The following is a 21478-nucleotide window of genomic DNA, read 5'->3' as shown; positions in this document are numbered from 1 at the left end:
GAGTACCTAGTTTGATCATCCACAGTGCGACCAAATCATTAATGCGAGCAAAAACACGATAAGGCAAAGTTACAGTTTGGCAGGATTAAACATTATCGCAAATACAAATGACTCGCTAATGATTAAACAGATAATGCAGCTAAAACAGCTTGAGTATTCGCGCCACTTGCATTGGTGACGTGAGTTAACCCGACTATTTTTGCTCTTTGCTCCACTCGATTACTGGGGACTATGATATGACATGATTGCAACCATGCAAATAACTCTTTTGGAACAAGTTTAATTAGATTCTCTAGCACATCGCCACTGGTGACGATTATGGTATCAATGCCGAATTGCTGCCACTGACTGCAAACCAAGGCTGAATCTAGCTTTGGCAGGCTGCGTTGGTAGACTTCCCAGTAGCAAACATTGGCCTGTCTGAGAGTCAGTTGCTCAGCGATAGTTTCGCGGCCGCCAATACCTCTTACGATAACAATGTGTTGATTTTTAATATCGCTTAATGATGTCAGTGATAATAAGCCTTCACTGTCCTGGCTGTCTTCAGGGGCAATTTCAGGAGTGATGTTATATTGCGACAGGGCATCAGCGGTGGCTTGGCCAACGGCGTAATAGCGACAATCTGGAAATTTATCATTAAGGCTAATGGCTGCAAACTTTACCGCATTAGTGCTAATAAAAATTAAGCTGTCAGCTTGGGTGAGGGTGTTGGGGTTAATCCGGTTGTGAGTAGGTACCACAGCTAATAAAGGAGTGACCATGAAGTCGACTCCTTTCGCTTTAAGCTTATCTGCCATAGCTTGATTGCGCCCCTCAGGGCGCGACAGTAAGACTTTCATCTCGATTACTGGTTGTAAACAGCGTCTAGAATGGTTTTAGCACCGCGGCTAAGTAAATCTTCAGCCAGTTGCTCACCTAATGCAACCGCATCAGTTTTTAAACCAGTCACATTACCTTCAATGATTTGGCTGCCATCAGGGTTACCCACTAGGCCACGAAGATGTAAGCTATCGCCATCAATTTCAGCATAAGCACCGATTGGTACCTGACAGCCACCTTCTAAGCGCATATTCATCGCTCTTTCGGCAAAAACACGGTAACGAGTTTCTAAATGCTCAAGTGGCGCAAGCAATGCTTTAACGCGTTCGTCATTCATGCGGCACTCAATGCCGACAGCGCCTTGGCCATTTGCAGGTAGTGAGTCTTCAGCTGAAATAAAGCTGGCAATACGCTCATCAAGTTTTAGGCGGATAAGACCTGCAGCAGCAAGGATAATCGCATCGTAATCGCCGCTATCTAATTTAGCTAAGCGAGTACCGACATTGCCACGTAAGTCTTTAATGACGAGATCTGGGCGAGCCGCACGGATTTGACATTGACGACGAAGACTTGAAGTACCCACAACAGCGCCTTGTGGTAATTCTTCAATGGTTTTGTAAGTGTTTGATACGAATGCATCACGTGGATCTTCACGCTCACAAATCACTTGTAAACCTAGACCTTCAGGGAAGTCTACCGGTACATCTTTCATTGAATGCACCGCGATATCAGCGCGATTTTCAAGCATGGCAACTTCAAGTTCTTTAACAAAAAGACCTTTACCGCCAACTTTAGCCAGAGGCGTATCTAAAATAACGTCTCCTTTTGTGCTCATTGGTAATAGCTCTACGGTTAAATCTGAATGAATACGTTCAAGTTCTGCTTTTACGAATTCTGCTTGCCACATTGCAAGTGGGCTTTTACGTGTAGCGATACGAATAACATTTTGAGACATGCCAAAGAGTTCCATCAATAGACTTAATTGCAATAATGCTAACATTGCCAGAAAGCAGATGTAACAAATCGATAGCGATTGTTTGAACTATGCACGTAGTTTTTTTGTGATACAGATCTCATTTGCTGGTGTATTTAAATAAAAGTGCTAACATGATCACGTTTCTACTAATTTATTTAACGCTAATCAACATGGTTTTTAACTGCGCTGCAGTATGTTGATAATTAGTAACTTAGTGCTAGTAACAGGATGATACTTTGAATCAAAAGGTTTATCGCTCCATCGAGATAGCTAATCAACTCAATCTTGTTCGATATGAACGGGTTAAATCCTTATTGTCGCCAATTCAGCAACAGCTTTTCGATATCATTCCTTATTTGATCCATCATCATAATGTGCAACTGCCCGGCAGTAACTCCGCTTTAACGCCTTTTGGGATCAGCCAATTTGACATGACACCTGCTATGGAACAGGCGCGTCACAGTCTGCATTTACCCAGTTTAGATCTGCAAGCAGCCCAGCCCAGTGCGTTCGAAGGAGTGTATTCCATGGGCAGCACCGCAAGTTTTGGCCAAAACCCTAAAAGTGATGTTGATGTGTGGTTGGTTTACAAATCAAGCTTAAGTCATGCTGATTTAGCATTAGTTACTGAAAAAACAGACCAATTGACTCAGTGGTTTGCAAGTTTTGATTTTGAAGTGAATTTTTATCTGGTACACCCATTACAGTTTAGAGAATGCAGCGCATTTGATAATTGTTACAGCTCCCTTGGCGAAGAGCACAGTGGCAGCACCCAGCATTGGTTATTATTAGAAGAATTTTATCGCTCCCATATTCGTTTGTCTGGTAAAGCGGCGGGGTGGTGGCCGGGTGCTGACGCTGATAACGAAGTGTTGTTTTTAGGCGATGTACAATCCATGCCGGCAACTGAATATTTTGGCGCCTCATTATGGCAACTCTATAAGGGGCTCAATAAACCCCATAAAGCCTTGCTTAAGGTATTGCTGCTGGAAACCTATGCCGCAGAGTACCCGCAAGCAAATTTTATTACCCAGCAGATTTGGCAACAGTGCCTGCAAGGGGATTTTGCTGAATCCAATGATGCCTATTTAATTTTATATCAGCGTATTGAAGCATATCTACTCGGGCGACGGGACACGCGCCGCCTCGAAATTGTCCGCCGCTGTTTTTATCTTAAGTGCGGTGTTAACTTAACAAATCGCTGCGTGGCCAGAGATTGGCGCAGAGATAAAATGCAGCAATTGGTTGAGGACTGGGGTTGGCCCCATAGTTTGTTAGAAACACTGGATAACAGCCAGCACTGGCATTCAGGGCAACTTAAATGGTTTAACAAGCAGCTTAATGAATTGCTACTAATCAGTTATCGCACCTTATTGGACTTTGCCTCAAAACAAGCATTAAGCGATCGCTTTAGAGTGGAAGAATTAGGGATCCTTGCCCGTAAACTTCATACTTATTTCAGTGACGATGAGCATCAATTATTACCTTTAAACAAGCTGTGGAGCGGCTCAATAATCGAGCCTCATTTAACCATTATCCATAGCCTTAAAGAGTCACGATTTTACTTATATCGACAGCCGCATAATTCTGGGCAGCTATTGGGTGAGTCAGCCATTATTAAAGCCGACACACCCACAGCATTGATTGCGTGGGCGGTGATGAATGATATTTCTACTGCGGACACTCAGTGGCAAGAGTATGGCCGCAGTAAACACCGTAAAGCCCGCTTGACTCAATTGGCATTAAGCCTTAATCCGTTGATGACGGCGACAAGCAAAGTCTCCAAAGCTGAATTGTGTCAGCCATTTTTTTATAAAAAAATTATTGTTGTGGCCAATCTTGATAAAGACCCAACCATCAAGTGGCAAGGGCAAGAGATCATGATTGATTACATGAACTCCAATGTTTTTTCCTTAGGCAAAAAACAGCAAAATATGTTGTCTACCATTGATATCATTTGTCTCAATAGTTGGGGCGAGTGGCATTGTCATCGTTTTAAAGGTCCATTGGGATTATTAGAGGCGCTGTCTTTTGTTGCTATAGGCTTAAAATGTAAACCTGAGCAAGTAGAAATTAATATTGTCGCCTGTGCCCAGCGGCTGAAAAAACAATTACATGATGCGCTGCAGGGGATTTTTTCTCAATGCGTCAAATACTGTTATGAGGCGCGCACTTTCTCAGGGTTAATGCATCCGTTACAGCTTGGCGGCCATCGTTATGGTTTATATTTTAATCCCATGGGTTTGGTGTATAACCTCTTGGGTGATGACGCGGTTAAAGCTGGGCCGATAAAAGTGCAGCGTTTTAAAAAGCCGCAGCTGAATGCGCCAGCTGCCATCATCAAAGCTGATCCCTACGGCGGTATCCCCAATGTGATTAAGTTGTATATTTCCAAAGGGGCAAAGCAATACTTTTTACGCCAGCGACCTGATGTTTTAGATGTGTTTATTATTGATGAAGCAAACGAGCTTAAACATCAATTATATGAAAATATGTCGATGCAGGAGTTGGTGGAAAAAGAAAGCCACAGCTTTGCGTTTGAGCAGGGGGTATCATCACAGCATTATTTTAATATGCCGCAATTTTTTAAATTAGAAAGAATAAACGGTGAGTTAAACGTGGTGCCATTTGGGGTGATGATAAATGAATTGAGTTCAGACTTCTAAACCCAATTCAGTTTTGCTGACATTATCACTTTAGATATCGACAATTTGAGCTAGTACACCTGAGGGATTAAATCGCCAGCGAAATACCGCTTTGCTTTTTAATCGACTCAATCACAAACGGCATGAATATATTGTCATTACGCTCATCAAACCACTTTCCATCAACTAACGCAAAGTGATAACCACCAAAGCGAGTCGCAATCCAGAGCTCATGTAACGGCTCTTGTTTATTGATGACGATTTGCGAACCATCTTCAAACTCAAGCTGTAAAACATTACCACTGGCATTGATGTCTACATCGGCATCTTGCTCGTCAATAGCAGCTTCAATGGCATTTTCTATCTTGCTGAACATCTCATCTGCCAATTGATGAAACTCTGTATCTGTCATAGCCATGCATTTCAATCCTTGTGCTTTCTAGGTTATGAATGCGATTATAAGGCTATAACTCCCCAGATGCATAGAATGTTGAGAAAAATGAGACTGTTTTTATTCGTAATGCTTGCTAGCCTATCCATTATAGGCTGCGGACAAAAAGGCCCTTTATATAAAACTCCTGACGCAGAAACCAATCAGGAACAGCGAAAACCGCCAGAGTCTACCCTTGAGGAAAACCAAGTTAAACCTCAGACTCAGTCTCAACAATTGCCTCAAAAGCTAGGTTAAAGCCGCCTTTATCGCATAAAAGTATTACAGAATAATAAACAAGGAATCGCATAGTGGATCATTTTATTTATCAACAAGACAGCTTATTTGCTGAAGGCTGCTCAGTAGAGCAATTGGCTCGTGAGCATGGTACGCCGCTATATATTTATTCGCGCGCAACCTTAGAGCGCCATTGGCATGCCTTTGATAATGCCGTGGCAACGCACCCTCATTTAATTTGTTATGCCGTTAAAGCTAACTCTAACCTTGCGGTGCTGAACGTATTAGCACGTTTAGGCAGTGGCTTTGATATTGTTTCTGGCGGTGAATTAGCCCGGGTTATTACCGCTGGCGGCGACCCTAAAAAAGTGGTTTTTTCTGGGGTTGGTAAAACAACGGCGGAAATGGAACAAGCACTGAATATTGGTATTTATTGCTTTAATGTTGAATCAAGCGCTGAGCTTGAGCAACTTAATGAGGTAGCTGGCCGTTTAGGTAAAGTGGCCCCAATATCATTGCGAGTTAACCCAGATGTGGATGCCGGCACTCACCCGTATATTTCTACCGGGCTTAAAGAAAACAAATTTGGTATCGCCATGGATGAAGCTGAGCAAGTGTTCGCTCGCGCCCATAGTTTGCCTAATCTAGATGTTAAAGGGGTTGATTGTCATATTGGCTCACAGTTAACTGAAATGCGCCCGTTTTTAGATGCCATGGACCGAATGCTAGCGCTAATTGACCGCTTAGCAGTGCAGGGCATTGAAATTAAGCATTTCGATGTCGGTGGTGGCTTAGGGGTGACTTATGATGGTGAAACTCCGCCGCATCCTGATGTGTACGCCGCCGCCTTACTTGAGCGCTTGGGCGATCGACCACTAAAATTGATATTTGAACCCGGGCGCGCCATTGCAGCTAACGCCGGCATTTTTGTCACTCAAGTGTTGTCATTAAAAGAAAACAGCGATAAGCGCTTTGCTATTGTGGATGGCGCCATGAACGATCTCATTCGTCCGTCGTTGTATTCAGCTTGGCAAAACATTATCCCTGTTAACCAAACTGCGGCGCAAACCTTTGCTTATGATGTGGTCGGCCCAGTCTGTGAAACCGGTGACTTTTTAGGTAAAGACCGTCAGTTAAATGTGGCAGCAGGTGACTTTTTAGCTGTACGTTCAAGTGGGGCATATGGCTTTGTGATGGCATCTAACTATAACTCTCGTCCACGTGTGGCAGAGGTCATGGTCGATAAAGATCAAAATCAAGTGATCCGTGAGCGTGAAAAGATTGAACAATTGTGGCAAGGTGAACATATACTGCCGTAATAGTTTATCAATACGTTCATAATAGTTCGATAAAGGAAGACACTTTTGATCCAATTCACCAAGATGCATGGTCTAGGTAATGATTTTATGGTGGTTGATGGCGTAACACAGAATGTGTTTTTTTCGCCAGATCAAATTCGCCGATTAGCCGATCGTAACTTCGGGATCGGTTTTGATCAGCTGCTATTAGTCGAGCCGCCTTACGACCCAGATTTAGATTTTCATTACCGCATATTTAATGCAGATGGTAGTGAAGTTGAGCAGTGTGGCAATGGCGCCCGCTGCTTTGCGCGTTTTGTGCGTAACAAAGGGTTAGTCAATAAATACAAAATCCGCGTTAGCACCAGCTCAGGTAAAATGACCCTGCGCTTAGAGCGTGATGGCAGCGTTACCGTGAATATGGGCGTGCCTATCACAGAGCCCAGTAAAATCCCATTTCGGGCCAAACGCAGCGAAAAAACCTATTTATTAACAAGCCCAAAGCAAACGTTTCTTTGTGGTGCCATTTCTATGGGCAACCCCCATTGTGTATTAGATGTGGATGATGTTGCCACTGCAGAGGTGGAAGAAATTGGCGCTATGCTGACCCGTCATGAGCGTTTCCCTAAAGGGGTTAACGTTGGCTTTATGCAAGTGGTTAATCGTGGCCATATTAAGCTTAGAGTCTATGAGCGCGGCGCAGGTGAAACATTGGCTTGTGGTACCGGCGCTTGTGCTGCAGTGGCCATTGGGATTTTGCAAAATAAGTTAGATAACCAAGTTAAAGTTGACTTACCCGGTGGTAGTTTAAACATTAACTGGGAAGGTGAGGGCAAGCCGTTATGGATGACTGGACCTGCTGAACATGTATTTGATGGACAAATCCAGTTATGACCGATGTAATTAATACCAAAAAAATGCTCGCCCAAAATGCCAAAGCAGCAGCTGATTTGGGCGCTGACTTAAGCATGCCGACATTATCGATGGAGGATTTAGCCATCGATGAGCACCTGATCCGCGAGTATTTGCTGCAAAATCCAGAGTTCTTTAATCGTTACCCTGAATTATTGCTGGCGATGCGTTTATCTCATCACGAACGCGGCGCAGTGTCATTGGTCGAGCGCAGGCAAGAAATGCTGCGCACCCGAGTTACCCAGCTTGAAGAAGAAATTACCTCATTAATGAAGATAGCCACCGAGAACGAGAAAATTTTTCGCTTTAATCGGCAGTTATCCTTAGACATTCTAAAGTGTGAAGATTTAGGCCAATTAAGACAGTTGGTGTCACAAAGCCTTAAGCAAGAGTTCGGCTTTACCCATGTAAGGCTGATAACCGTGCATGATATTGACAGCGAATTGGCTAAGATTTGGCGTCAGCGTATTCAGCAAGGTTATTATTTTGGCCGCTTAACCCAATCAGAGTCTAAGCGTTTATTTGGTGGCGAAGTCGGCTCAGTAGCATTGACCAAGCTGTCAGATGAAAATGGTCAGGTGATTTTTGGGGTTGCATCAGCTGATGCGGCGCATTTTCATCCGGATATGGATAATTTGTTTTTTGAACAAATACGCGATTTACTCGACCATATGCTGCCGAAATTTTAAATGTCACAACTTTTTTAAGCTTTAACATTACTGTTTTAGCTTTATCATGATCTGCTTGGAGGTAGTGTTATGAGTCAGCTAAGTTGGTTAGCCTCATTTGAACGCTACCTTATTTCAGAACGTCAATTATCCCCCTACAGTGTGCGCAATTACCTGTATGAAATTAATCGTGCCAGCAAAATAATATTTACTCACGATGAATTAACCGAGAATGATGATTCATGGCTGGCGGTAAGCCGTGAGCAATTACAAGCCGTTTTAGCCAAACTTCACCGCCAAGGCTTAAGCCCGCGCTCGTTATCTTTATGTTTATCTTCTTTAAAACAATTCTTTGAGTTTTTAGTCCGTGAGCAAGTGATTAATGCCAATCCAGCGAAAAACCTTAATGCCCCTAAGCAAGCTAAGCCTTTACCTAAAAATATGGATTTAGATGCGGTCACGCATTTATTAGATATCGATGCTAGCGACCCCTTGAGTAAACGAGATAAAGCCATCATGGAGCTGTTTTATTCTAGTGGCTTACGTCTGGCGGAGCTCGCGAGTTTAGATATTCACGATATTGATTTTCAGCAGCATGAAGTCAAAGTCATGGGTAAGGGCAGTAAACAGCGGATTGTACCTGTGGGTAAAATAGCCCTTAGCGCGTTACAGACTTGGCTTGATTCACGGACTGAAATGCCATCAGCTGAAGCCGGTGACGCGTTATTTATCAGCCAACAGGGAAAACGTTTATCTCACCGCAGCATTCAACTGCGGATGAATAAATGGGGTCAGGAGCAAGCATTATCTGCAAAAGTTCACCCGCATAAATTGCGCCATTCCTTTGCAACGCATATGCTTGAATCAAGTGCTGATTTAAGAGCGGTGCAAGAATTGCTGGGTCATGCCAATCTGTCAACGACCCAAATCTACACCAGCCTTGATTTTCAGCACTTAGCGAAAGTGTATGATGGCGCTCACCCTAGAGCGAAAAAAGCCAAGGGGAAATAATGAAACAATACCTAAGACTGAAACCGTTTAAAGCCATTAGTTTTGATTTGGATGACACCTTGTACGACAACGTGTCGCACATTATTAAAGCGGAAGCTGAAATATCGCATTTTATGCAAGATAACTTTAAAGCGCCGTTAAATTGGGGGATCTCCCAGTGGCGCTTGTTGAAATCTCAGGTGATTGCAGAGCACCAAGAGTTGGCCCATGACACCACCGCCGCCCGTTATGAAGTGTTACGCCAAGGCTTACTGCAATGGGGTTATAGTGAAGCACAAGCTAGCCAAGGTGCCCAACAAGGGATGCAATGTTTTAGCTTTCATCGTAGCGATTTTAAGGTAACGGAGGAGGTATTGAGTTGCCTTGCCAACTTAGGAAAGCACTTTCCGTTAGTGGGTATTACTAATGGTAATGTGGATGCAACGCGCATTGGTCTTGATGACGTATTGCAATTTGTGCTGCATCCTGGACACGGGGTTAGGATGAAGCCCTACAGTGACTTATTTGATCTCAGTTGCCGCCATTTAGCCATCAAGCCCAGTGAGTTACTGCATATTGGCGATCATACAATCAGTGATGTGTTAGGTGCCAGAAAAGCGGGTTGTCAAAGTGTGTGGTTAAATCATCAAGCGAGTGACAACAGGCAAGCTAAATATATTTTACCCCATATTGAAATCCATCAATTAGATGATCTTACAAGCTTGTTTGGCTAATATTTTTAGCAATATCTATTTGTAAAAGAGTTTATTTTAACTCCCTTACTTTGAACTGTGTTTTTCAAATTATAAGTGCCTTAACGGGCATTTTTTTTGGCTGCTTTTGGCGAAAAATAGCCAAAAAAAAATGGTTCTGCTGGGGAGCAAGAACCATTAAACATGATGAATGTTAAATTGGAGCGAAAACAATGATGAAACTGGGATAAAACAAATCTGGCTCTATTTACAGTGCTAATGCCGCTGGAAATAACAGGTTATTTTCAATATTAATATGGGTCTGTAAGTCTGCATCAAACTCAGCAAGTGTCTTGTAACACTTCTGCCAAGTACTACAAGCGCCTTCAGGAGCTTGATAGTTTTGGGTTAATTCTCGTAATTGTTGCAAGATGGTGCCAGCATGGTCATGCTCGTGTTCCATGGCATTGATTGGGTTACCGATATGACCAAAGCACCCGTTCACTTCCAAGCCATCACCTAAACGTCTCATGGCAGGAAACAAAATTTGTTCTTCCTTCATAAGATGTGGCATTAAGTCTGAAACCAAGGCCTGTACAAGGTTAGCTAAAGGCTGAATTTCTGCATGGTCGCTAGCATGTGCTTGCACCATTCTTTGGGTGTATTCCACCAGTAAAGGCGCCGTTTCACGTACATATTGATGATGAGTCACTTCAATATAATCAATGAGTGATGCGAGGGGCAGTGCCTGTAATTGCTCAAAGCTTGAAGCTGTGGTCATGAATATTCCAAAGATGCATATAATTTACATGCATATTATATGCATCTTTAAGTTGCTCAATACAAGCACCATAAAAGTGTTATCTGGATCACGTTTTATGGCGCAATATGTCTCTTTATGAGTACTGCTATTGAGTGCAACCTTGATCAGTTTTTAGCGGTGAGCTCAACACAAGATTACTGACTTTTTGCTCGCTCACCATGCCGCCAATTCTTAGCAGCTTATCTTGATGACAAATGAGGCCGCGATGATCCATTGAGGGTGTTGCAAGCCTTATTGGGGTAAGCCAGCTGTTGCTAGCAAAGTCGAAGCTATATTGATATTGCTGTGGGGTACTGGGAGCGCCGTTATAACCGATACCACTATAATTGTATGGGTTGTCACTGCCACCAATAAAGATGGCGTAGCCTGCTTTGTTATTGTCTCTATCACTGTCTTTATTGCTATTTTTATTAGAGCCTACACCTGTTGCCGCCATTCTATAATGCGCAATAGCAGGCTTGTTCATGTCACTTTTTGCCGTCTTAGCAACAGAATAATGTGGCAGTAATTGCCAACTAATTCTTAAATGATTCTCTGGGTTCAGTTCACCATATAAACACACGGGTGATGATGCATAGCTGCGACGTTTACCTATATTAGCCTGAACTTTCACACCATCGCACAAGACAATTTTATTGTTAACCATGGCCACCGCTTGACCAAACACCGCCGGGGCAGGTATCGGACTTGCCTGAGACCAAGTATCGGTTTGAGTGTCATACACTTGCACTAAATTAACATTGCCGTCGTTGTGCCAACCACCAAATAAATATACATAGCGTTGTTGGTAAACACTGGCAGCCGTGTCATCAACAGCGACGGGCATGTCGGCAATACGTTGGTACTCATTAGCGCTGATGTCGAAACGGTAATTATCGACAGTGCTAATTTCTTCATGATTTTTAGCCACAGTGTAGCCACCAAAAACATAAGCTTGATCATCAACACCCACAGCTATAGAAGCTAATCTTCCAGCCAAAGGCGCGACAAAAGGAACATCTTTAATGGGCTGCCATTGGTTATTGGGACTCGATAAATCAAGCGCCCACGCTTTATTATGCACCGCGAGATAATCTTTTGCTTCAGCAAGCCCGGTAAAACTCAGTAAATACTGGGCATTATCTGTAGTGACTTTGGCGATGGCATTATTTGAAACTGACTCAGGCAAGGGCGTATAGGTTGCAAAAGCAATCGGTGCAGAAATGATTAATAAGATAGCCGAGTTGAGTTTTAAAGGCAGTTTCATGTAAATCCTTTTGTGGGTTAGCACTGTATTTATTAGTGTAGCGAGCAGTGTAATTATTCGTATGGTAAGCAGTATTTTTTTCGGTATATGCAAGCATACTTTACACAAAATAAAGTATCGAGCGAAGCCTTGATAAGAAAGTATCACAATTAAATTTCTATGAAAATTAAGGTGTTTCAGGTAATTTAGACGCTTATTATTTAGTGGAAATTAACTGTATTCGCACCATAAATTAAAATAATAACAAGGGTAACGACAAATTTTGATTATCCATAAATCATATAGAAAAATATTCTCAGCCCACTTTCTCCATCGGTGGCTAATGCTGGTGCTGGCGATTCCCATCATCATATGGAGCGTGACCGGTAGCTACTTTGTGTTGATGGATATTGGCTTTATTCGCAGTGATCATGTGGTTAGCAAAGTAGAAGTTATTGACCCTTCTCAAGTGCAATACTCGGTAGGTAACGTCTATCAAAATTACCCTAAAGCCCAGCAAATATCCCTTAAAAGCGTGCTTAGTAAAGCGGTTTATCAAGTCAATTTAACAGATGATAAGCTGCTCATCGATGCGCAAACGGGTCAGGTACTTGAACGCTTTAATGAGCAACAGGCACGTCAAATCGCAGCTTTATATTTACCATCGGTTTCAGCGACCCAATTAAGCTCCATTAGCCTTATCGAACACAATGCACCAGCTGAGTTATCTGCAAGGCATCTACCTGTGTGGCGAGCTGAGTTTGATGATATTGGCATGACAACCCTCTATATATCCGCTAAAAGTGGCGATGTGGTAACCCGCCGACATGAATACTGGCGCTTGTTTGACTTGTTTTGGAAGTGGCACATCATGGATTATAACGACGGTGAAGCCATTGATAATCAGTTACTCTTTTATACTTCAATAAGCGCATTTATCGCTGTTTTTTCTGGCCTGGTGTTAGTGTGGCAACGCCGAAAGAGGTATGTGAAATGAGTGCTAAATCGAGCGTGAGAACAAGTAAAATACCAGGCAAGAAAGCCAAGCGGTTACAGCATTTGATCCGAGTCTGGCATTACTGGGTAGGCGCGTTAGTTAGCCTACAATTTTTGATTTGGCTAGGGACTGGTATTTACTTTAATATCACCCCACACGAGGCGCTAAAAGGCATGGCATATAGTCATCATGCTGCCCATGAAGACTATAATTTCAATGCTGCAGAACTAATAACGGCAAAGCAAGTACTGACAAACCATCCGAATCAACAGCAATTAGCACTCATATCATTGGACAGCAATCCCGTGTATTTACTGACTGAAACCGCAATGCGTTATAAACATGAGTGTCAGCAGCAAACCTTAGTGAATGCCTATAGCGGTGAAGTGATTCATATTGACCTATCGTTAGCAACCACGCTGGCCATCGACAGTTATAGGGGGCCTGGCAGCGTTATCAGTGCTAATAAACTTAAGCCGCCGATTAGCGAGTGGCCTAAAGAATGCAATCCCTTATGGCAAATCAACATGGATGATGATCTTGAGACACGAATATACATCAATGCCATTAATGGCCAGTTAATTGGTCACAAAAATAGCGACACTGAACTGGCAGATTTGATGTTCAAATTACATTTTATGGATTACTTACATCAAGGCAGTTTCAATAATCCTTTCAGTTGGTTTTTTGGCTTAATGGGCTTGTTTTTATCACTGTCAGGTTTGTATTGGGTGGGAGAGAACTTAGTGAATAAGCGTTATAAATTAACGCGGTTCTTAAAGGTTAAAAGCTGAGTTTAAGTGTAGTTATTTTCATGGTTTAATAAAATCAAACTAAAAAGAAGGCCCTCATCAGAGGGCCTTTCTCATAGGTATTGTTTGCTTAACATGCCTATATAATCGTGAAGCTTAATATTTAGTGAAGCTTACGGCGACGACCAGCGAATAAACCTAGTACACCTAATGCTAAGAAGCCTAAGCTACCACCGCTTGATTTTTTCTCTTCAACAACAGGAACTTCAGGTGCTGGCGCTACAGGCTCTACGCCATCAGAGTTAACCGTTAGCTTAAAGCTGGTGGTTGCTTGATCAGACGGGTAAGCCATATCATGCACAGTTACAGATACCATGGTTTCACCAAACCAGTCAGCATCAGGGGTAATCGTGATGCTATCACCTTCAACTTTAGCAGTGATGTTATCACCTGCCACCATAATGCCATTGACTGTGCCTTTAAGGTCAGCATAGACAACATTCATTGTAAGAGAGCTATTCTCTTCAATTACTTGGTCTGTAAAACCTGCAACTTGAATATTACTTGCTGATGAAACCGTATGGGATACCGTCACTAACTCTGAATCAGCGTATTGACTGCTAACCTTTACTGCATTATCCATTCCAACAGCTGCAGCTGATACACGGGCAGAGAAGCTAACCGTTAATGCTGAGCTTTCAGGGCCTTGATAATCAGCACAAACTAGCATGCCTTCAGCCACTTTTTCATCAACGTTATTGTAGGCAAAACCGTCATTGTACCAACCACCGACAGGCTGGTAGGTGCCACGCTCACCGTAATAACCATGTAGACCAATTGAACCAAAATGATCGTTAGCCGTTTGCAGCGCTTGATAACCAAACATGATTTCATGGGCACCAGGGGCAAAATCTAACTTAGTTGAGATAATGGTTTCAACATCAAAGTAAGCTGATGCATCTGGGTTACGGTTACCGGTAAAGCGGTTATCAATTTCTGCACCACCTTTCCACTGGAACACATAATAATCATCAACCACAGCACCATATACTAGGTTAGTGACTGCGCCGATATCTTCACGGAATGCCACTTCTGGCATAATCACATCACCACGCCACAATGGGGCAACCATAGTGTCAGGGAAGCTTTGGAACACATCATTAAACTCATAATGGTAATTATAGAAATCTGGCATTTCGTCAAATTTCACATAACCAAATGGTGAGATTTCAAGTAAGTCATGCAGCATGTCTTGCTCTGCACCGTATAAAGGTACGTGAGGTAAATCATTCGCTGACATTGGAATACTCAAATATTGGTTAGAGTAGCCAGTAATGCCTAAATCAGAGAAACCAAACTCACTTGGTACATCCACAAAGGTGTCACTCGCGCCCTGCATTTGCGCAGGAATACGACACGTCGCATCCTCTAGACTCGTGGTAAACACATAGTGACGTGGGGTATCTAATGACGAAGGTTGCACAGTATTAAAGGCAATGGTATTACCATCAATTGTCATGTCTTCAGTGTATTGTGGTAAGCCAGAAACCTGAACGCTGTCTTCAATTAACTGGAAGCCTGAAGCGAGTTCAGTACTTAAGGTTAACTGACGCTCACCACCTAACAAGTTAGGCGCTAGGCTGACTTCAAACTCAACAATATCACCGGCCTTGGCACTGGTATGGCTTGCTTCAATTTCGGTGTCGCTACCGTCATGAATAAGCTGTACTGGGATATAACCTAAGTTATCATCGTTATAGCTGTCGCTACCAATTCCCACATAACCATAGTAAACATCGCCCTCTACAGCATCAGCTAAATCATAGTTTAACTGTACACGGTAAGGGTCCATGCCATTTGATGAATCTGGGCCAACGGCAGTCAGATTAGCGTCATCTTGATCACCGATGATAGCTAAAGCGAAGATCATATTATCAGCAAGGTTAGCTGCATCTTCATAATCATACTTATAGTTAGAGCCATAAGCCCAGTAAGTTCCTGGAGTTGGATTATTGATCGCGCAGTAATCGTTGTTATCAATACGAGAGTAACAAATGGCTTCTTCATTCCACTGGATCTCACCGTCGTTATTGACATCCATACCAATATCGATTGATGCATAAGCATTATAGTCAGCTTTAACCACTTCCCACACAATACGCTTAGTGCCTTCTGGTACGTCAAAGAAGTTAACCACTTGGCCATCATCAATACGTGATTGCGCGGTATTGTCTAAGTCGCGCACATCACTGCGCTGCATTTGCACATCAAAAATTTCAGCTTTAACTAAGCCATTAACGCGGCTATTAAAGGTTTGAATTTCTTCAGTGTTAATTTCAGGGGTTAAAATATGCCCTTGTTGACGGTGGATATTACCGACCACATTTTCAGGCATACTGGTACCACTGTAGCGAATGCTAACCGGTAAATGTTGCATTGGCATATCCGTGCTTGCAGGGGTAATAGTCACATCACCTAGTAAGCGTAGAGATGATGAATCAGCTCCCGGAGCTTGCACTTCTAACACTGTTGCAGTCAGCATGATGGCTTGTGTTTCGCCTTTGCTAAGGCTAAATGTCTTAGGCGACACTTCAAGCGACAACATGTCGGCACCTTCCATTGCTAATGTCTGTGCATCAACAGTCCAGCTGCCATCAGCTGTCGCTGTAAATGTACGCATCATGGTACAAGTGCCACTGCAACTTTCATTGTAAAAATATGGCACGTTGAGGGTATTCACTGTACCGCCATTTTTAGGGTTAGCCGCGCGGTAGTTATCACCGGTTTCATCCATGATTAAACCCGCTTTAAATGCGCGAGCAACGTTAATCACGCCACTACCTGCATCACTAAAGCCTGCTGGCTCTAAATCAACAAAGGGGTAAGTTTCAACCGTGCGAGTCACTTCAGCTAAATTCGCAGTCATCATTAATGCTGACTGAATTTGTGCTGGTGTCCAACTTGGTTGTGCTTGCTTTAATAATGCCATTGCACCTGCAACATGGGGCGCTGCCATTGAAGTACCACTAATGGTGTTGTAGTCACCAGGTACACCTACACCAGAAAACGGCATTTCATCAGCCCATGCCGCATAAATATCAACACCAGGAGCGGCAAGGTTTGGTGACATGACTTCAGGGTTATCAAAGTTATGTCCACGAGATGAGAAGTCAGCTAACGCATTAGGCACACGTTCAGTCGTCACCACATTTGAAGCCGTGATGGTTAACTGATGATCACTGCCTTTAGATAACCAGCTTGATAAACCAAACCAGTTAGTTGAAGCATCACCATAATAACCACTATAAGGCAAGTGAATACCGGGGATCACATAAGGGTCGTTATTAACCGACTCTGTAGAGCTGGCGTTACGTAAAATAAAACCACCTGCACCGCCTTCGGCTACGTTAATGGCTTTTTGTACACGAGCGATATCACCACGCTTACAAACTACAATTGGCGCAGTGTCATATGGAATGCCTTCAGGAGAGTTATCAAAAAAGCCTGCTGGGAAGGCTTCATTACATTTTTCATATTCCCAGCCGTAGGCTTTTGCTTCAACCACAGGGCCTGTATAACCTTCGGTAATCCCGCCGCCAACAAGTTCTGGTAGCTCTTGCTCGCCGCCAGTTGCGCCAGTAAGCATTTTACCTTCAACACTAAACTCACGTGTATGAGTGGTTGCTGCAACAGAGGTCACCCAAGGGGATAAGTGATCAATTGCGCCGCGGCGTACATTTGCTTCAGAAGGGTCAAAAGAGTTACCCGCTGAGGCTGATACCGAAATACCGGCTTCTCGTGCTGCTAAAAAGGCCATCTCCATTGGGTCTTCCCATGGGAATGCGCCATAAGCAGTACCAATTGAGTAGTTAATCACATCTACGCCATCGGCGACTGCATCTTCAATACCCGCAAGTAATGCAGAACCAGGGCAGCCTGTGTAATTATTAAAGCTGCCGTCACCTGGGTGACATACTTGGTACATAATGACGTTAGCGTGCGGCGCGACACCTGAAATACGCGGTAACATTAAGTCCGTTGGCTTGCCGTCACTGGTTACGCCAACATCAGGTACCATATAGGTACTACCTAATATGATATTACCGGCAGCGGTTGAAGCAGTATGTGAACCATGGCCGTTGTAATCTTCGCCATTAGCAGGTCTTAATGGGCCTTCGATTTCCCACCAGCCTTTATCAGGTTGAAAACTTTCATCGCTATAAGTGTCGGTAATCACAGGGTAAGAGCGCACACCAATAAGCTTGTCATTACACATGCCGGCAAACTCTTCAAGCTCACAGTCGCCTAAATAGCCAGCATAACGCGACGGTAATTGATGTACATAGCCATCATCGCCTTGTGCTGCAAACGATTCATGGTCGGTGTTAATCCCGGTATCGAGCACACCTACAACAATACCTTTACCGGTAAACGCTTCACCAGTAACTTCACCGGTCCAAAACTTGTCAGCGCCGATATGCTGTGGACCCACATCAGTTTGTAATTGGTAGATGATTTCACGGGTCACACTGACAACACCAGATAAGCCGGCAACGCTTGCTGCTTGATCTTGAGTCATACGCATCGACATACCGTTAAAGGCAAGCTGATAGTTAGCGATAGTTTTAGTGTTACCTACCAAGCTGGTAATTTGCGAGCTTACGCTAGCTTGTTTTTCACTAAGGTAACTACGATATGATTGTACATCGGTACTATTGATATCAACTTTATCATGCAGCTGTGGGCTTAATGCCGCCGGGATTTTACTGGTTCGAGGAGTCGTAGCATTTAATCCAGCAACACCGCCTTGATATAATGAAACTGGCTTGTCAGATAACTGAATAATATAAGTTTGCTCACCTTCAACATCATCTTCATAAACAAAGGGAACTTTTTGATCAACACTTGAAATAGCACGATGAACATTACGTCCATTACTATTTCGAGTTTGTGTCACTACCTCTCCAGATAAACGATCTTTATTTTTATTGTCGTTATATTGCTTAATTGCATCGGTAATAACTATAGGCTTAATATTGGCCGAGTATGCACCATCAGCATTGGCGCTATCAGCACTCGCTCCGGCAGCACCCGCATAAATGGCCGCTAGGGTCATTATATGAACTTTGTTCAGTTTCATTGTCGTTTCTTCCGTTATTATTTGTGAATGCAAATTTTTAACAAATTTGTCACATGAATGTTTAACGTGTATTTGCGTTAGCGGCCAATGCATTTTATGAATCAACTGATAGTTTTTGTGAAAAACAATAAGGGCTAGCGATCAAGTCATAAAGTAAATAAGCTTAAAAACCAATGATTTGACTTTTTTTAGATAAAAATATCAGCTATATAAGAGATTAAATGGAGTGAATTGAGTTTACTTGGCGCCTATGGTGATACAAAGTGAAACAGTCACTACAGGGTGATTGTTGTGATTATTAGGCTAATTGAACTATCGCCATTAGCTTTACTAATAAAATAATAACAATGGTACATTTTTACTGCTAAATAGCGTTAAGTATCTTTATAGCTAGAGATAATAATTTATTTAATAGTTGGCTTAATAGTTAGTGTTTTATGTTATTTGATAAAGATTAGTTGGTGAACATTATTTTATAAATTTTAGCACGAAAATATTAATTTAAATAATTCAGTTTAAATATAAGTAGGATTGATATGGAATTACGTCACATTAAATACTTTGTTGTATTGGCTGAATTAAAACACTTTCATAAAGCTGCCGCAGAGTTAAATATTACTCAGCCGTCACTATCCAAAAGCTTGCAAAAACTCGAATTATTAGTTGGTGGTAAGCTATTTCAGCGCGACTCTAAAAATATGACGCTAACCCCTTTGGGGGAAATGGTATTAGCTCATAGCCAAAACATTGTAAAGCAGCACGATAAACTAAAACGCGATATCGCCAGCTTTCATGGTGAAAATGAGCATGAAATTAGCATTGGCGCCAGCCCTATTCCATCAAACTGTTTAGTGGGCCCTATATTGGGGCAGTTTATTCAGGCTTGTCCCAAAATGACCATTGATTTTAAAGTGGATCATTGGCAATCATTAACAGAGCTGTTACTTCAAGGAAAGTTGGATTTGTTTGTTGCGGAAGCCAAAGTGACTGAGCTTGAAGATAACCCATTACTTCACTTACAAGCGCTGCCACCATTTCCGGTGATATTTTGTTGTCGTCCTGATCACCCGCTTACTAAGCTGCCGAGATTATATTTAGCGACATTTAGAGATTATCCTTTGGCGATCCCATTGAAATTGCCCATTACCATCGCCAATCAATTTGAAGACTTATTTCAATTACAAAGAGATGATTTTGCCGGTTTAATTCGTTTTGATCAGCTTCACTCAATTAAAGACGCTATTTTTCATTCAGATTTAGTAGTGCTAACTCCAGAAATAGCAGTACGTGATGAATTATTAGCGGGCACCTTGGTGCAGCTTAGCCCGCAATTGATGCCGAAACTGAATGCTAAGTTCAGTATTGTTAGCCTAGCAGAAAACCAACAAAGCCAATCGATTAAGGTGTTTAGCGAGTTTATTGTGCAGCGAGCTAACTCAGTTAAGGACTCAGTTAATGAGCTTGAAAACTTAGATATACAAATTGCGTAAGGCTGAAAAGTAGGGCAAACCTAACGAGTATCAAACTAACTTAGCTTGGCATGACTGCGTTACTGGCACAAATAGCATCACAATTTATATGGTTATTTTCAGAGGGTAGGCTATAACTAAGATGCTTGACTAAAATTGCCGCATGCCAACCAAGGATTGTCAGTATGCTTAAAATTGTATTTTTGCTTCTATTATTTAGTTATTCCCTCGAGATACTCGCCTCTCCTAAGTTTTTTAAAGTTTACTTTGATGCCGATAGAACGGGTCATATTGAATCGTCATTAGCAATTGAACAGGGTTTTAAAGTCGCATTTGAACAGGCAGATAATAAACTTGGTGGCCTTGGTGTGGAATTTGTCACCTTAGATCATCGAGGTAATGTCGGCAGAAGCAAAAAGAATATGGACCGTTTTTTGAAAGATCCTAATGGGATAGTGTTTATAGGCGGTCTGCATTCCCCGCCATTAATAAAATATCGAGATTTTATTAATGAGTCACAATTGCTCACCCTTGTCCCTTGGGCTGCTGGTGGACCAATTACTCGATACCCCTCAAAAGATAATTTTGTTTTTCGGCTTTCGGTAGATGATCAAAAAGTTGGCAAGCACTTAGTTGATTTTGCGATGCAAAAACAATGTAAAAAACCACACATGATGCTCGAAAATACCGCTTGGGGTAAATCTAATTATCGCAGTATGACTTCTGCCCTTGAGGCTTATGGCATGACTGAAGTGGGGGAAACTTGGTTTGCTTGGGGGATAAACCCAGCGCAAGCAAGATTATTATTAGCAACCGCCCAAAAAGAACAAGTTGACTGCTTATTTATGGTCGCAGGGGCCACAGAAGGGGCGTTAATCGTAGCCGCTGTGGCTGAGCTGGGTTTGGATATTTCAATATACAGTCACTGGGGGATTACCGGTGGGGATTTTGCCACTGTGGTGCCATTTGAGATCCGCAATAAAGCAAATTTACACTTCATACAATCATGCTTTAATTTTTATAGCTCAGAGGTAACTGATTTTAATCAGCAGGTTTTTAATGATGCTAAAGCTATGTTTCCAGAGCAGTTTGTTGATAAAAACATCAAATCGCCGGCAGGCTTTGTTCATGGTTATGATCTCGGTAAAATTTTTATCGCAGCCGCCAATAATGTCAGTTTTACTGACAATATAGTCACTAATCGCATAGCAATGAAGCAGGCACTGGAGTCGATGACAGCGCCGGTTGACGGATTAATAAAACAATATCAGGCACCATTTAGTGTATTTAGCCATAGCGCCCCAGATGCCCATGAGGCGCTAGATGAAAACGATTTATGTATGGCGATATACGATGATATTAATGCGGTTAAATTGATTGAGCAGTAAGCCTAAGGCGTCGAATT

The 21478-nt window shown here is 42.5% G+C and carries 16 protein-coding genes and 1 pseudogene; 11 read left to right on the top strand and 6 right to left on the bottom strand.

The annotated features are described in order from the left end of the window. Positions 1–122 precede the first annotated feature (122 nt). Together AB4160_RS04785 and hemC are read right to left on the bottom strand one after the other, a co-directional pair. Positions 123–839: a uroporphyrinogen-III synthase gene (locus tag AB4160_RS04785; RefSeq protein WP_102440237.1), complete on the bottom strand. Its 717-nt coding sequence runs from the start codon at positions 837–839 to the stop codon at positions 123–125. Positions 840–844: 5 nt separating this feature from the next. Beyond that, positions 845–1774, bottom strand: a complete 930-nt coding sequence (gene hemC, locus AB4160_RS04780; RefSeq protein WP_102440236.1) for a hydroxymethylbilane synthase — start codon at positions 1772–1774, stop codon at positions 845–847. 257 nt (positions 1775–2031) lie between these two features. On the opposite strand from hemC, the gene AB4160_RS04775 reads away from it, so the two are divergent. After that, a complete protein-coding gene (locus AB4160_RS04775) occupies positions 2032–4461 on the top strand; it encodes a class I adenylate cyclase (protein ID WP_372001036.1) in 2430 nt (809 codons plus the stop codon). A gap of 67 nt (positions 4462–4528) precedes the next feature. Here AB4160_RS04775 and cyaY read toward each other — a convergent pair whose 3' ends face one another. Continuing rightward, the gene (cyaY, locus tag AB4160_RS04770; RefSeq protein ID WP_076539407.1) at positions 4529–4858 is read right to left on the bottom strand and encodes an iron donor protein CyaY; all 330 of its coding nucleotides are present in this window, start codon (positions 4856–4858) and stop codon (positions 4529–4531) included. 81 nt (positions 4859–4939) lie between these two features. Here cyaY and lptM point away from each other — a divergent pair, with 81 nt between their 5' ends. The 6 genes from lptM (at position 4940) to AB4160_RS04740 (ending at position 9709) form a co-directional block, all read left to right on the top strand. Next, positions 4940–5128, top strand: coding sequence for an LPS translocon maturation chaperone LptM (gene lptM, locus AB4160_RS04765; protein WP_241901024.1), 189 nt, complete (start codon positions 4940–4942; stop codon positions 5126–5128). A 53-nt stretch (positions 5129–5181) separates the two neighbouring features. Then, positions 5182–6426 carry a diaminopimelate decarboxylase gene (gene lysA, locus AB4160_RS04760; RefSeq protein ID WP_102476048.1) on the top strand — a complete coding sequence of 415 codons (1245 nt, stop codon included), beginning with the start codon at positions 5182–5184 and terminating at the stop codon, positions 6424–6426. Positions 6427–6471: 45 nt separating this feature from the next. Then, complete coding sequence (gene dapF, locus AB4160_RS04755; RefSeq protein ID WP_102440233.1) at positions 6472–7299, top strand: diaminopimelate epimerase; 828 nt, start codon at positions 6472–6474, stop codon at positions 7297–7299. A 74-nt stretch (positions 7300–7373) separates the two neighbouring features. After that, positions 7374–8006 (top strand): DUF484 family protein, encoded by a 633-nt coding sequence (locus AB4160_RS04750; protein ID WP_102440240.1) that lies wholly within the window; start codon positions 7374–7376, stop codon positions 8004–8006. Positions 8007–8075: 69 nt separating this feature from the next. Then, positions 8076–8996, top strand: coding sequence for a tyrosine recombinase XerC (xerC, locus tag AB4160_RS04745; protein ID WP_372001039.1), 921 nt, complete (start codon positions 8076–8078; stop codon positions 8994–8996). Further along, positions 8996–9709 carry an HAD-IA family hydrolase gene (locus tag AB4160_RS04740; RefSeq protein WP_102440231.1) on the top strand — a complete coding sequence of 238 codons (714 nt, stop codon included), beginning with the start codon at positions 8996–8998 and terminating at the stop codon, positions 9707–9709. The genes xerC and AB4160_RS04740 overlap by 1 nt, the downstream gene beginning before the upstream one ends. A gap of 226 nt (positions 9710–9935) precedes the next feature. On the opposite strand, the pseudogene AB4160_RS04735 reads toward AB4160_RS04740, so the two are convergent. Together AB4160_RS04735 and AB4160_RS04730 are read right to left on the bottom strand one after the other, a co-directional pair. Next, positions 9936–10424: pseudogene (locus AB4160_RS04735) on the bottom strand (hemerythrin domain-containing protein); the annotation flags it as partial. Between the two features lie 151 nt (positions 10425–10575). Beyond that, positions 10576–11736 carry a Kelch repeat-containing protein gene (locus tag AB4160_RS04730; protein ID WP_372001043.1) on the bottom strand — a complete coding sequence of 387 codons (1161 nt, stop codon included), beginning with the start codon at positions 11734–11736 and terminating at the stop codon, positions 10576–10578. 322 nt (positions 11737–12058) lie between these two features. On the opposite strand from AB4160_RS04730, the gene AB4160_RS04725 reads away from it, so the two are divergent. Together AB4160_RS04725 and AB4160_RS04720 are read left to right on the top strand one after the other, a co-directional pair. After that, a complete protein-coding gene (locus AB4160_RS04725) occupies positions 12059–12712 on the top strand; it encodes a peptidase (protein ID WP_102440228.1) in 654 nt (217 codons plus the stop codon). Continuing rightward, complete coding sequence (locus tag AB4160_RS04720) at positions 12709–13506, top strand: PepSY domain-containing protein (RefSeq protein ID WP_102440227.1); 798 nt, start codon at positions 12709–12711, stop codon at positions 13504–13506. The genes AB4160_RS04725 and AB4160_RS04720 overlap by 4 nt, the downstream gene beginning before the upstream one ends. A 121-nt stretch (positions 13507–13627) precedes the next feature. Here the strand turns inward: AB4160_RS04720 and AB4160_RS04715 are convergent, their stop codons facing one another. Next, positions 13628–18604, bottom strand: a complete 4977-nt coding sequence (locus AB4160_RS04715; protein ID WP_372003742.1) for a S8 family serine peptidase — start codon at positions 18602–18604, stop codon at positions 13628–13630. 536 nt (positions 18605–19140) lie between these two features. Between AB4160_RS04715 and AB4160_RS04710 the strand changes: the two genes are divergently transcribed. Together AB4160_RS04710 and AB4160_RS04705 are read left to right on the top strand one after the other, a co-directional pair. Next, complete coding sequence (locus AB4160_RS04710; protein ID WP_102519929.1) at positions 19141–20094, top strand: LysR family transcriptional regulator; 954 nt, start codon at positions 19141–19143, stop codon at positions 20092–20094. A 164-nt stretch (positions 20095–20258) separates the two neighbouring features. Beyond that, positions 20259–21461: an ABC transporter substrate-binding protein gene (locus tag AB4160_RS04705; RefSeq protein WP_102476036.1), complete on the top strand. Its 1203-nt coding sequence runs from the start codon at positions 20259–20261 to the stop codon at positions 21459–21461. Positions 21462–21478: the final 17 nt, after the last annotated feature.

Source organism: Shewanella sp. 10N.286.51.B8 (genome assembly GCF_041469325.1).
Taxonomy (GTDB): domain Bacteria; phylum Pseudomonadota; class Gammaproteobacteria; order Enterobacterales; family Shewanellaceae; genus Shewanella.
The sequence above is the reverse complement of the archived record's forward strand: the minus strand, read 5'-3'. Positions and strand labels throughout refer to the sequence as shown.